Annotated in this window: 15 protein-coding genes and 1 rRNA gene; 2 read left to right on the top strand and 14 right to left on the bottom strand. The window is 41.9% G+C overall.

Features of this window, described 5'->3' with window-relative positions; genetic code table 11:
• Positions 1-194, bottom strand: a 16S ribosomal RNA gene (locus tag FZC88_RS23035); the annotation flags it as partial.
• A 386-nt stretch (positions 195-580) separates the two neighbouring features.
• Entirely contained in the window at positions 581-811 is a 231-nt protein-coding gene (locus tag FZC88_RS23030) for a hypothetical protein (RefSeq protein ID WP_148996568.1), read from the bottom strand.
• A 140-nt stretch (positions 812-951) separates the two neighbouring features.
• Between FZC88_RS23030 and pdaB the strand changes: the two genes are divergently transcribed.
• Positions 952-1,701, top strand: a complete 750-nt coding sequence (gene pdaB / locus FZC88_RS23025; protein WP_148971257.1) for a polysaccharide deacetylase family sporulation protein PdaB — start codon at positions 952-954, stop codon at positions 1,699-1,701.
• Between the two features lie 46 nt (positions 1,702-1,747).
• Here pdaB and FZC88_RS23020 read toward each other — a convergent pair whose 3' ends face one another.
• On the bottom strand, positions 1,748-2,383 hold the full coding sequence (locus FZC88_RS23020) for a KinB-signaling pathway activation protein (protein WP_148996567.1): 636 nt from the start codon (positions 2,381-2,383) through the stop codon (positions 1,748-1,750).
• Positions 2,384-2,532: 149 nt separating this feature from the next.
• Here FZC88_RS23020 and gerD point away from each other — a divergent pair, with 149 nt between their 5' ends.
• Entirely contained in the window at positions 2,533-3,183 is a 651-nt protein-coding gene (gene gerD, locus FZC88_RS23015) for a spore germination lipoprotein GerD (RefSeq protein ID WP_148996566.1), read from the top strand.
• A gap of 56 nt (positions 3,184-3,239) precedes the next feature.
• On the opposite strand, the gene FZC88_RS23010 is transcribed toward gerD, so the two are convergent.
• The 11 genes from FZC88_RS23010 to FZC88_RS22960 form a co-directional block, all read right to left on the bottom strand.
• A complete protein-coding gene (locus FZC88_RS23010) occupies positions 3,240-4,289 on the bottom strand; it encodes a P-loop NTPase (protein ID WP_148996565.1) in 1,050 nt (349 codons plus the stop codon).
• Between the two features lie 405 nt (positions 4,290-4,694).
• Positions 4,695-5,423 carry an N-acetylmuramoyl-L-alanine amidase CwlD gene (cwlD, locus tag FZC88_RS23005; protein WP_148996564.1) on the bottom strand — a complete coding sequence of 243 codons (729 nt, stop codon included), beginning with the start codon at positions 5,421-5,423 and terminating at the stop codon, positions 4,695-4,697.
• 93 nt (positions 5,424-5,516) lie between these two features.
• Positions 5,517-5,963, bottom strand: coding sequence for a DUF2521 family protein (locus FZC88_RS23000; protein ID WP_148996563.1), 447 nt, complete (start codon positions 5,961-5,963; stop codon positions 5,517-5,519).
• A gap of 183 nt (positions 5,964-6,146) precedes the next feature.
• On the bottom strand, positions 6,147-6,539 hold the full coding sequence (rpsI, locus tag FZC88_RS22995; RefSeq protein WP_148971251.1) for a 30S ribosomal protein S9: 393 nt from the start codon (positions 6,537-6,539) through the stop codon (positions 6,147-6,149).
• 22 nt (positions 6,540-6,561) lie between these two features.
• Positions 6,562-6,999 carry a 50S ribosomal protein L13 gene (gene rplM, locus FZC88_RS22990; RefSeq protein ID WP_113970906.1) on the bottom strand — a complete coding sequence of 146 codons (438 nt, stop codon included), beginning with the start codon at positions 6,997-6,999 and terminating at the stop codon, positions 6,562-6,564.
• Positions 7,000-7,181: 182 nt separating this feature from the next.
• Positions 7,182-7,934 carry a tRNA pseudouridine(38-40) synthase TruA gene (truA, locus tag FZC88_RS22985; protein WP_148996562.1) on the bottom strand — a complete coding sequence of 251 codons (753 nt, stop codon included), beginning with the start codon at positions 7,932-7,934 and terminating at the stop codon, positions 7,182-7,184.
• 14 nt (positions 7,935-7,948) lie between these two features.
• Positions 7,949-8,746: an energy-coupling factor transporter transmembrane component T family protein gene (locus FZC88_RS22980; protein ID WP_148996561.1), complete on the bottom strand. Its 798-nt coding sequence runs from the start codon at positions 8,744-8,746 to the stop codon at positions 7,949-7,951.
• Positions 8,743-9,612, bottom strand: coding sequence for an energy-coupling factor ABC transporter ATP-binding protein (locus tag FZC88_RS22975; protein ID WP_148971248.1), 870 nt, complete (start codon positions 9,610-9,612; stop codon positions 8,743-8,745). The genes FZC88_RS22980 and FZC88_RS22975 overlap by 4 nt, the downstream gene beginning before the upstream one ends.
• Positions 9,588-10,424: an energy-coupling factor ABC transporter ATP-binding protein gene (locus FZC88_RS22970; protein WP_148996560.1), complete on the bottom strand. Its 837-nt coding sequence runs from the start codon at positions 10,422-10,424 to the stop codon at positions 9,588-9,590. Before FZC88_RS22970 ends, FZC88_RS22975 begins: the two co-directional genes overlap by 25 nt.
• Positions 10,425-10,706: 282 nt before the next feature.
• Entirely contained in the window at positions 10,707-11,069 is a 363-nt protein-coding gene (rplQ, locus tag FZC88_RS22965) for a 50S ribosomal protein L17 (RefSeq protein WP_034765940.1), read from the bottom strand.
• 46 nt (positions 11,070-11,115) lie between these two features.
• A complete protein-coding gene (locus FZC88_RS22960; protein ID WP_034765941.1) occupies positions 11,116-12,060 on the bottom strand; it encodes a DNA-directed RNA polymerase subunit alpha in 945 nt (314 codons plus the stop codon).
• Positions 12,061-12,063 lie beyond the last annotated feature (3 nt).

The raw sequence follows: 12,063 nt of genomic DNA, 5'->3' as shown, positions 1-12,063 counted from the left end.
ATGCGAGGAAATGAGTTATCCGGTATTAGCCCCGGTTTCCCGGAGTTATCCCAGTCTTACAGGCAGGTTACCCACGTGTTACTCACCCGTCCGCCGCTGATTGATGGGAGCAAGCTCCCATCAATCCGCTCGACTTGCATGTATTAGGCACGCCGCCAGCGTTCGTCCTGAGCCAGGATCAAACTCTCCGATAAAAGTTTGAATAGCTCTTTAAAAATAAATCTAGAATTAACGTTGACGTATTGTCTTGTTTTGTTCAGTTTTCAAGGTTCAATGTGTGTCACGTCCGTTTGGAGCGACTTTATTAATTTATCACACATCATCGTGTGATGTCAACTGTTTTTTCGAATTAATTATTGGTGTTTCTTCTAAATAATTCATTTCGTTTCAGCGACGTTTATTAATATACCAAGATTTTCGGGTGGGGTCAATACATTTCATGAACTTTTTTAAAAAATATTTCAAACACATTACCTCTTTTACACTCCCACCATTTAATTCAGTAAGCCGCGCCCACTGTTCACTAATAGGGCATAAATAGTAAAGCTCCCGTTCGGATACCTACGGAAGCTGATTTTCATCAATATGTCTCTTTCTTATTCGCTGCCGTCTTCATATACTTTAGACATTCCTTATGACTGGCAAACCTTTTAAAGAGTGAAAATAAGATTTTGTACCGTTCTTCCATTGCTCTCTTAACGATATGATCAATTCGAGAATCTTTTAGATCAAACAGTATTTCATCCATCTCTCTTTTTAACAAATACTCTATTTCTTGTTTCTCTCTGTCATTAATCATTAACCCCAGCAAGTATGTCACCCCTTAATGTTTGTATTTGTAGTTTTTTCCATTAAAAGAAATTTATAATCATTTTTTTATAAGATAGATATTTTTTCTGGGGACATGCATATCTTTAGTAGAGATAGACGGTTGAACGGAGGGATGAAATATTGAATACGTTTCACACAGTTAATGCTAAGAAGTTAAAGCAAATCAGTCTGATTATCGTGATTTCATTTTTTACTGCCTTGTTTGTATATAGCAGTACCCTTTCGACTCTTTCTGTTTTTAGTACGAAGGATGGACCGAAAGCGATCTACAAGGGGGAAAAAGGAGTCGCGATTACATTCAATATTGGTTGGGGAGATGAAAAAGCGGGGCCGATCCTTGAAGAATTAAAAAAAATGAATGTCCAGTCCGCTACCTTCTTTCTTTCAGGTGCCTGGGCGGAGAGACACCCTGATTTAGTGGAGCAAATTGTGAAGCAGGGATATGAAATCGGAAATCTTGGCTATGCCTATTCCGATTATACGGATATGGAACCAAATAAGATCAAGCAGGACATTTTAAAGGCAGATACCGTTTTTAAGAAGCTGAATGTAAAAGATGTGAAGTTATTACGCGTGCCAACCGGTCACTTTAATAAAGAAACATTAAAGGTAGCCGACTCTCTTGGACTTACCGTGGTTCACTGGAGTGTAGACTCTAAAGATTGGACGAATCCTGGTGTAGATGAAATCATCAATAATGTGAAGAAAGCCAAAAAAGGGGACATCATTCTCCTTCACGCATCGGATTCAGCTAAACAAACGAAATCCGCTTTGCCGACCATCGTGAAAGAGTTGAAAGGAAAAGGGAACTTCATTACGGTTTCAGACATGATCTCAAATGGGGATGCCGAGTCTTCCCTCATACAGTAATAAAAGCCCGCTGATGAAGGGATCTCACCAGCGGGCTTTTATTTGTTTAACTGTTGGTTGGCTCCTTACGTTGCCTTTCCATTTGGGACTTCTCGATATATTTAGGAAGACGCAGAAGCTGGAATGCATTACATGCCAGTAAAGCCAGCAGCATAAGATACAGCCATTTCACGGAGTTCACCAGTAAAACTGGCAGCCACTCCAGTGTCGTTACAACAATCATAAAGAATAAGGCAGACACAAATGTGTTCGTCTTGGCTTCTGATTGCTGATTTTTCATATAAGCTACGATTAATCCAACGACCAGGATTCCGATCCCCAGAAAAATATAAGGCGTATACGACTCGCCTTCCTCAGCGAAAGCTCTGAATCGGAAATAGATTAAATCAAACAGGACAAGGGCAATCAGCACCACTTGAACGGGATTCCATAAGCTCTTAAACATTCCCATCCCGAATTGATGGATGGTTAAATAAGCGAAATACCCCATCTGACTGATTACACTAAATGTGAAACCTACAAATATAAACCAAAGCAGACTTGATAATATGCCAATCACGTTTCCGTCTTGAACGTATGGTCCGAACTGATCCCATCTAATGAGAAGTGCGGCGGTGGCAGTCACAGCTCCTCCGATCACTAACGTATGAATAAAAAAACGAATCCAATTGCGGATGGTCACTTCTATTTTCCTCCAAATAAAAAAATATACACTCATTTGATTGTACCAACGCATACTTAAAAAATCCAGGTTCCAGTTTTTCTTGTGCATATTTTTTTCGTTATTTCTCATATTAAGGGTAAGGGAATTTGTATGGAAGGAGCCTACCCATGAAAAGATATTCCTTTCTTTTTCTACTGTCGATTCTTCTTCTATCCGCTTGTGGCGGTGGAGGAGATACAGGCAGTGGCAAAATGGATTATGAAGAAACCAAGAAAATGGTTGTCGATATATTAAAGACCGATGATGGTAAAAAAGCGATTGAAGAAGTCATGTCTGATGAAAAAATGAAATCAGAGCTTATTATGGACCAAGGGGTTGTGACGGATACCATCTCGAAGACGTTAACCTCTGAAAAAGGTACTGAATTCTGGAAGAAATCCTTCGAAGACCCTAAGTTTGCCGAAGCGATGGCAAAAAGCATGAAGGATGGAAATGAAAAGTTGCTCAAAGACCTCATGAAGGATCCCGAGTATCAAGGAATGATGATGGATCTGTTAAAGGACCCTGAATTCAAGAAGGAACTGACTGAAGCATTAAAAAGCCAGGAATATAGGGAACATCTGCAAAAAGTCATTACGGAAACATTTGAAAGCCCTCTGTTTAAGGCTAAGATGCAGGATGTTTTATTGAAGGCTGCCGGCGAAATGAAAGATGGCGGTAAAAGCGGCGGTGGCAGCGAGTCTTCTTCAGGAGGTGGTGAAGAAGGCGGATCTGGTGATTCAGGAGGTTCTGGCAGTGGCGGTGGCGGTAGCCAATAATTCTAAAAAGGACAAATGCGTGGGGATTCCCACGCATTTGTCCTTTTTTCGTCTAACTAAGATAGTTTTTCAATCACTTTATGAGCGATGTCACCATAGATCTGCCCTAAACGATGGTCCTCTGCGTAAATGGAAGGAGCAAAATCCTCTTCGTTCCAGTCAGGCTGTTGAAGTGGAAGCTTGCCTAATAAGTCGGTACGGAGTTCTTCCGTTAGCTTCTCTCCCCCACCTTGACCGAATACGAATTCTTTTTCGCCTGTTAATTTACTTTCGAAATAGGACATGTTTTCAACCACACCAATAATGTCATGGTCAGTTTGCAGGGCCATGGCACCTGCTCGAGCCGCTACGAATGCTGCTGTTGGATGCGGTGTCGTGACGATGATCTCCTTACAATGTGGAAGCATCGTGTGAAGATCAAGGGCAACGTCTCCTGTTCCAGGCGGCAGGTCCAGCAGTAAATAGTCCAGTTCTCCCCACTCTACTTCTGAGAAGAAGTTATTCAGCATTTTCCCTAGCATAGGACCTCTCCAAATAACGGGAGCATTGTCTTCAACAAAGAAGCCCATGGAAATGACTTTTACTCCAAAACGTTCTACTGGAATAATTCTCTCTCCCCGAACGACTGGTCTTTTCACGATTCCCATCATATCCGGCACACTGAAACCGTAAATATCCGCATCCACGAGCCCGACTTTTTTGCCTTGACGGGCCAAGGACACAGCTAAGTTAACAGAAACCGTTGACTTTCCTACTCCGCCTTTTCCGCTGGCAATCGCAATAAACGTTGTTTTACTTCCAGGTGATAATAAATCCGTTCCCTGTCCGCCGGATCCTCTATGCTTTTCAAGCTCTTCCTGTGGAAGCTCCGTGAACCGGATTCCGACAGAATCCGCTCCGTTATCCTTTAAGACTTGTACGATCTTTTGTTGGAATTGCATTTGTTCACCAGTACCTGTCTTGGCAATGGCGATCTTCACGCTTACATGCTTCTTTTCTTCCTTGATTGAAATTTCTGAGATACCGTTTGTTTCTTGTAACGTTTTATTTAAAAAAGGATCTTTTAATCCAAATAAAAGTTCGCGTGTCTGTTGTTCAGTTAACATGAATAACCACCCTTTTCTATGTATTCGTTTTCAATCTATCTGCTTTCAGTATAACATATTCTTAGTTGAATGAATGATCAAAAGGTTGTGAATGCTTTTGTTGAATAATGAAAAAAGCTCTGTTCGTAACGTTTGATTCTTCCTTAGATAAGAAAGCAGTAGTTGATTTCCGCTCCAGGATGCTCGCTTTCCGCGGGGCTGGCGGTGAGCCTCCTCGCCTTTGGCTCCGGGGTCTCACCTGTCCAGCTTTTCCCGCAGGAGTCGAGCATCCTTCCGCTCCAATCAACTTTCGGAGCATGTTTCCTTAAAGGCTATTCTCTACCCACTCACTGACACCGGTCAAACAGCCCTTCTGTATTACACCAACAGGCTTTTCGAGATTAGCCAAAAATAAAAGCTGAGAGGTTATTCCTCATCAGCTTTTTCTTTATCTTCTTCTTCCATTGTTAAATAATTGAGAACACCCTGGTATACAGAGGCAGCGATTTTTTGCTGGTAGTCTTCTTTAAGTAAGTTAGCCCGCTCACCTGGATTGGATAAGAACCCGATTTCCACTAAGGCTCCCGACTTTTTGGCGTGTTTTAATATATATACATTCTGAATGCCCTTCGCTTCACGTGTGGTGTTTTCTAAATTACGAATAAGCTCTCCCTGAATGGCTTTTGCAAGGGCTTTATTTTCTTTATACTTTGGGTTATAGAATGTTTGTGCACCACTCCACTTAGCAGATGGAATGGAGTTTAGATGGATGCTTAAAAATAAGTCGGCTTCAGATTCATTGATTAAACTTAGCCTCTTCTTCAGATCTTCCACTTTCCGGCGGCTGTATCCTTTGGTTCCTTCATCGGCAAGATCTTCATCTTTTTCACGTGTCAGTATTACGAGAGCCCCTTGTTCCTGGAGATAATCCCTTACCATCAGAGAAACATTTAAAGCGATGTCCTTTTCCAGGGCATCCTGATCACCAGCCCCACCGTCCGGACCGCCATGTCCGGGATCTATATAGATGATTTTACCTGATAAGGGGAGATTCCAGGAATCCCACGTATCCTTGTCCAGAATCTTATATTGAATAATGAATAATAATATAGCCAGTGCAGAAATCATCCCGATTACCTTTAGTTTCTGAATCATTCCAGTCCTCCCATTTCAGTTTCAACCCGGAGTAAAGCTCCGCTGTCCTTACTAAAAAATATGGGACGAGAATGATTTTTAGAACTGAAATGATTAATTCAAACGCAGTTTATGACGCTTGATCCCCTTTTCATACCCTTCTGCCCACCATGTTTCCACAAAGTGCTCGCAGCAGTAATAGAAGGATTCATCCACTTGATTAGAGACGCCCATCTCTGACCAATACAACCAGAAATTATAAAGTGTATCAATAAAGTGTTTTAATTCTTCCTCGCACCGCTTTTTCACGAGGTCTGTGGGCTCACCGGTATAACCAAACTTGCTGACCTTTCCACCGAGCAGATAGGCTTCGATGGCCACATCAAAGCATGCCTCATCAAAACCCTGCTGCATAAATACTCCGCCTTGAACCTTTATATATCCAAAATGCTTTCGGACACTCTCCTGAAGCATTTTAATCGAAATCTCTTTCAGCAATGTTCTTTCCGTCTTAATTTGCTTTTCTCTTCTCTTTGTATTGAAAGTTGTAATAACGTTCAAAGATCATCCACCCCTTTGAACGTATTTTCCTACTTAACACACCACTTCATTCGAGTAACTGTTACCAATTTTTTTGAGGGACGGACCTCCGTTTTTTATGTAAAACAGAAGGTCCGTCCCTCTCTCACATAACAAAAAAAGCCCAACCGAATGAATCGGTTGAGCTTTTGTTTGAAATAATAATTAACGCTTAGAGAATTGTGGCGCGCGACGTGCACCTTTAAGACCGTATTTTTTACGCTCTTTCATACGAGAGTCACGAGTTAATAATCCAGCGCGTTTTAGAGTTCCACGGTACTCAGGGTCTGCTTGTAGTAAAGCACGAGCGATTCCGTGACGGATCGCACCAGCTTGACCAGCATAGCCTCCACCATGAACGTTTACTAAAACGTCATAGTTACCAAGAGTTTCAGTTGCAACTAGTGGTTGCTTAATTACTTCTCTTAGTGCTGCGAATGGGATATAAACTTCTACTTCACGATCATTGATAACAATGTTTCCGTTACCTGGTACTAAACGTACACGAGCTACTGAGCTCTTACGACGACCAGTTCCGTAATATTGAACTTGAGCCAAGATAATAACCTCCTCTTATTAATTATCCACGAAGTTCGTAAACTTCAGGTTGTTGTGCTTGATGCTTATGCTCTGCTCCAGCATACACATGTAATTTCTTGAACATTTGACGACCTAGAGAACCTTTTGGAAGCATACCTTTGATAGTAAGCTCTAACATTTTCTCTGAGTAGTTTGTACGCATTTCTAATGCTGTACGTTGCTTTAAACCACCTGGGTGATTAGTGTGACGGTAGTAAATCTTATCCGTTAACTTTTTACCAGTTAGTTCAATTTTTGAAGCATTAAGAATGATAACATGATCACCAGTGTCTACATGTGGTGTGAATGTTGGTTTGTGTTTTCCGCGTAGAATAGAAGCAACTTCACTAGCTAAACGTCCTAGAGTTTTGCCTTCAGCATCTACAACGAACCATTTACGATCGATTTCGTTGGCTTTTGCCATATACGTTGTACGCATGATTTAACCTCCTATTTAATGAATCCGTAGTATTTATTTTCTAATCACAATAAGTTTCCGGGGCTTATCGTGGGGTTAATAACATACCATATGCTATATTATCTTGTTCCCAGTCTATTGTCAAGAGAATGTTACACCAGGATTAGTTGTTTTAGAATTTTTTTTGAAAGTAAGATACAATACTACTTCACAGTAAGATCATAATCAACCTTCCACAGATATAACCCATGAGGTGGCGCTGTCTTCCCTGCCCTATTGCGATCCCGTGCTTCCAGTATTTCAGGGATCTCCTCTACCAGTAAATCCCCTGAGCCTACTTCTAATAAGGTACCAACCAATATCCTTACCATATTGTACAAAAATCCATTTCCCACAAAGGAAAAAATGAATTCTTCTTCATGCTCTTGAATGTCAATATGGTGAATGGTTCTTACTTTGTCTTCCACTTCTGTCTTAGCAGAACAAAAGCTCGTGAAGTCATGCTCCCCGATCAGATGCCGGGCAGCTTGTTCCATATCCGTCACTGAAAGATCATGCGGATAATGAAGGGAAAAGTGACGGTTAAACGGACTTCTCGATTCTCCCGTATAAACACGGTATCGATATTCCTTTTGTAGGACAGAGAACCTTGAGTGGAATTCAGTTGGAACAAACTCAGCTTCTTTAACGGTAACTTCATCCGGTAAGCGTGTGTTCAGCACGACCGGCCATTTCTCTTCAGGGATGGATAAAGGTGTATCAAAATGAAAAACCTGCCCGTTCGCATGAACACCAGCGTCGGTCCGCCCAGACCCACTGATCCGGATTCTTTCCCCTTTATGGATAGTGGACAGAATATCTTCTATGAGCCCCTGGACGGTTCGCTGATTGGGTTGTACCTGATAACCATGAAAATAGGTGCCATCATAAGCGATGGTACACTTCACTCTCTGCATACACGACACTCCCGTTATCCTCTAAAAATAATCAATACAACTGTTAGAAGGGCCAGTACCACTAATGCCCCCGTATCCTTCTTGTGCCAGGATAACAGGCGGTATTTTGTCCTGCCCTCTCCACCTTGATACCCTCTTGCCTCCATGGCGGTTGCCAGGTCCTCAGCCCTTTTAAAAGCACTGACGAAGAGTGGGATCAATAGAGGGATGATGGCTTGGATCCGATCTTTGATGGGACCGGAAGAAAACTCAGCACCCCTTGCAATTTGGGCCTTCATGATTTTATCCGTTTCCTCCATCAAGGTCGGAATGAACCTCAAGGAAATCGACATCATAAGGGCCAGCTCATGAACGGGAAACTTCACTTTTTTCAATGGGTTCAATAGCGTCTCGAGTCCGTCCGTAATCGTGATGGGGGAGGTCGTCAGCGTTAATAAAGACGTGACGAGAATCAGATAAAAGAATCGTAAAGAAATGAATATCCCCTGCCTTAACCCCTCTTCATGAACAGATAATATGCCTAAGTCCAGGATGACGGGACCTTCCTTGGTGAAAAACACGTGTAAAAAGAACGTAAAAAGAATCAACCAGAGGATAGGCTTCAATCCACCGATAATAAAACGCAAGGAAAGATTAGAAAGAATGAGTGCGCTAAATGTAAAAAGACCGAGCAATGCATACGTAACAAAATTATTTGCAAAAAAGACGACACAAATAAATCCAAAGATAAATAATAGTTTTGCCCTCGGATCCATCTGATGAAGGATGGATTTAGCAGGTACGTAGCGGCCAAAGATCATTTTCTCCATCATAGGGCTTCACCTCCGTCCATGACTTTGCGGATGGCTGAAGCTAATTCCTCTATCGTTAAACAGGTCTTCGGTAGCTTCTTCCCTGTTTTGTGTTCAAATTGATATTGAAAACGAACGACGTCCGGCACGTCCAATCCCATCTCAAACAGTTCATCCGCCGAAGAGAATATCTCTTCAGGACTTCCTTTTCTCTTAAGACGGCCTTTCTGCATAATCACAATCTCTTCTGCATAATGAGCAGCGTCTTCCATGCTATGGGTGACGAGAATGGTCGTCAGTCCTTTTTCCTTATGAAGGTCATAGAACATGTCCATAATTTCACGTTGACCCCTTGGATCGAGCCCCGCAGTAGGTTCATCGAGTACAATGACCTCCGGGTTCATAGCAAGTACACCTGCAATGGCTACACGTCTCATTTGTCCCCCTGATAAATCAAAAGGGGATTTATTAAGTACTTCTTCTGAAAGTCCAACCTTTACGATCAGTTCCTTGGCTCTTTTTATCGCTTCTTCTTCTGATACGCCAAAGTTCATTGGTCCGTAACAGATATCTTTAAGGACTGTTTCTTCAAACAACTGATGCTCAGGAAATTGAAAGACGATGCCTACCTTCTGTCTGACCGGCTTTAGACTTTTCGCCTTTTGTTTGGCTTTTATTTGATGTTCCCCTACTTGGACAACTCCCTCTGTAGGCTTTAACAGTCCGTTTAAATGCTGCAAGAGTGTTGACTTCCCTGAACCAGTGTGACCGATCACCGCAAGGAATTGACCTGTCGGGATGGTAAGATCGATATCTTGAATGGCGAGTTTTTCGAATGGAGTGTTGAATGAATACCGGTATTCTACCTGTTGAAATGTGATTTGCATAATTCATTCACCAACTCTTCTTCTGTAAAATATGTTTTTGACAAGGGTATCCCCACTTCTTTAAGAGCCCCGGTAAGCTTTATTGTGAAAGGAGAGTCCAGGCCAAGCTTGATTAACTCGTCCTCTAATAAGAAAATTTCTTCCGGGGTTCCTTCCTTAAAGACCATCCCCTGATTTAATACAATCATTCGATCGGCTTTTGTCGCTTCTTCCAGGTCGTGGGTAATGGAGATCACCGTCAGGTTTTCTTCCTCTTTCAGCTTGCGTACTGTTTCAAGAACTTCTTTTCTTCCTTTGGGATCAAGCATCGATGTCGCTTCATCTAAAATGATGATTGATGGCTGAAGGGCTACGACCCCGGCAATTGCTACACGCTGCTTTTGACCACCTGATAAATGGTGCGGCTCTTGATTAAGAAAATCCTCCATATGGACACTTTTTAAAGCATCATTGACTCGCTGTACCATCGATTCATAAGGTACTCCATGGTTTTCTAACCCAAAAGCCACATCATCTTCTACTGTAGCACCAACAAATTGATTATCGGGATTCTGAAAGACCATACCCAGCTTTGAACGGATGTCCCAGATAGAGCTCTCTTCAAGAACGATCCCGTCCACCGTTATCTTTCCCTTTTCAGGAAAATGAAGTCCATTCAACATTTTGGCAAGAGTCGATTTACCGGATCCGTTATGACCGACAATCGCTAACCATTCACCTTGATTGACAGTCAGGCTAATCCCTTTAAGGGCGTAGGAATTCTGATCAGGGTATCTGAAATGTACATCGTCTACTTGAATGATTTCTTTCATTTTTTGCAACCTCCTCTACGCTCTTCATACTCAGCTCAGCTAAAAAATCTCTGCATATAAAAAAAAGCCTGCACCCCGACCAAAGAAAAGAGAACTTTTCTTGTTCAACCATTGAACAGCTTCTATGAAAATAGAAGTTGGAAGGGGTGCACGAGCTAGACGAGTCAGCCGGAGCTGCTCATCGTAACGCTCTGCTTTTCATCAACATGCACTTATACAAAAAGGGCAAAGAAGCAGTTAAGGATTAACTGTCCTGCCCTTAATGTTAGAAGTCACGAATTATTAAACTAATTCGATGATTGCCATTGGAGCACCGTCACCACGGCGAGGACCAACCTTCATAATGCGAGTATATCCGCCTTGACGCTCTGTGTAACGAGGAGCGATGTCAGAGAATAACTTTTGTAGAGCATCTTGGTTGTTTTCAGCGTTTGCAACTTCTTTACGAATGAATGCACCAGCTTGACGACGCGCGTGAATGTCACCACGTTTACCTAGAGTGATCATTTTTTCCACAACTGAACGAAGCTCTTTCGCACGAGTTTCAGTTGTTTCGATGCGCTCGTTAATGATTAGGTCTGTAGCTAAATCACGTAGCATTGCTTTACGTTGAGCACTGGTACGTCCTAACTTTCTGTAAGCCATTAAGGGTTCCCTCCTTTGTTGAATCTATATATGAAAGAAGATGTTATCAGTCGTCTTTACGTAAGCCAAGTCCAAGGTCTTCAAGTTTAACTTTAACCTCTTCAAGTGATTTACGTCCTAAGTTACGCACTTTCATCATATCTTCTTCTGTCTTGTTAGCAAGCTCTTGAACAGTATTGATTCCAGCACGCTTCAGGCAGTTATAAGAACGAACAGAAAGATCTAATTCTTCGATCGTCATCTCAAGAACTTTCTCTTTTTGGTCTTCTTCTTTTTCTACCATGATTTCAGCATTCTGCGCTTCATCTGTAAGGCCAACGAAAATATTTAAGTGTTCTGTTAGAATCTTAGCACCCAAAGAAATCGCTTCTTTTGGTCCAATACTTCCATCAGTCCATACATCAAGAGAAAGTTTATCGTAGTTCGTCATTTGACCAACACGAGTATTTTCTATTTGATAGTTAACGCGTGAAACTGGAGTGTAAATAGAATCGATTGGGATCACGCCAATAGGAAGATCCTCACGTTTGTTCTGGTCTGCCGGTCTGTATCCACGTCCACGTGATGCGCTTAAACGCACACGGAAGTGTCCACTCTTAGATAATGTTGCGATGTGTAAATCAGGATTCAGCACTTCTACATCACTATCATGAGTAATATCAGCAGCCGTTACAACTCCTTCGCCCTGTACATCAATTTCTAGCGTTTTTTCTTCATCAGAGTAGATCTTTAACGCTAACTTCTTGATATTCAAAATGATGGATGTGACATCCTCTACGACGCCTTCAATTGTTGAAAATTCATGCAGTACTCCATCTATTTGAATAGATGTGACAGCAGCACCTGGGAGTGACGATAGTAGGATACGACGTAAGGAGTTACCCAAAGTTGTACCATATCCACGCTCAAGTGGTTCTACGACGAACTTTCCATATGTGGCATCATCGCTGATCTCAACCGTTTCAATTTTTGGCTTTTCAATTTCGATCATTAA

The sequence above is a fragment of the Rossellomorea aquimaris genome, from assembly GCF_008180865.1.
Classification (GTDB): Bacteria; Bacillota; Bacilli; order Bacillales; family Bacillaceae_B; genus Rossellomorea; species Rossellomorea yichunensis.
The sequence above is the reverse complement of the archived record's forward strand: the minus strand, read 5'-3'. Positions and strand labels throughout refer to the sequence as shown.

What these genes read in the sequence shown, in the direction of transcription:
- cwlD (WP_148996564.1), bottom strand. Translation starts at nt 5,423, where the DNA reads ATGATTCAGAAACTAAAGGTAATCGGGATGATTTCTGCACTGGCTATA.
- FZC88_RS22980 (WP_148996561.1), bottom strand. Translation starts at nt 8,746, where the DNA reads ATGATGGAGAAAATGATCTTTGGCCGCTACGTACCTGCTAAATCCATC.
- FZC88_RS23010 (WP_148996565.1), bottom strand. Translation starts at nt 4,289, where the DNA reads ATGTTAACTGAACAACAGACACGCGAACTTTTATTTGGATTAAAAGAT.
- FZC88_RS22970 (WP_148996560.1), bottom strand. Translation starts at nt 10,424, where the DNA reads ATGAAAGAAATCATTCAAGTAGACGATGTACATTTCAGATACCCTGAT.
- gerD (WP_148996566.1), top strand. Translation starts at nt 2,533, where the DNA reads ATGAAAAGATATTCCTTTCTTTTTCTACTGTCGATTCTTCTTCTATCC.
- truA (WP_148996562.1), bottom strand. Translation starts at nt 7,934, where the DNA reads ATGCAGAGAGTGAAGTGTACCATCGCTTATGATGGCACCTATTTTCAT.
- rplQ (WP_034765940.1), bottom strand. Translation starts at nt 11,069, where the DNA reads ATGGCTTACAGAAAGTTAGGACGTACCAGTGCTCAACGTAAAGCAATG.
- rplM (WP_113970906.1), bottom strand. Translation starts at nt 6,999, where the DNA reads ATGCGTACAACGTATATGGCAAAAGCCAACGAAATCGATCGTAAATGG.
- FZC88_RS22975 (WP_148971248.1), bottom strand. Translation starts at nt 9,612, where the DNA reads ATGCAAATCACATTTCAACAGGTAGAATACCGGTATTCATTCAACACT.
- FZC88_RS22960 (WP_034765941.1), bottom strand. Translation starts at nt 12,060, where the DNA reads ATGATCGAAATTGAAAAGCCAAAAATTGAAACGGTTGAGATCAGCGAT.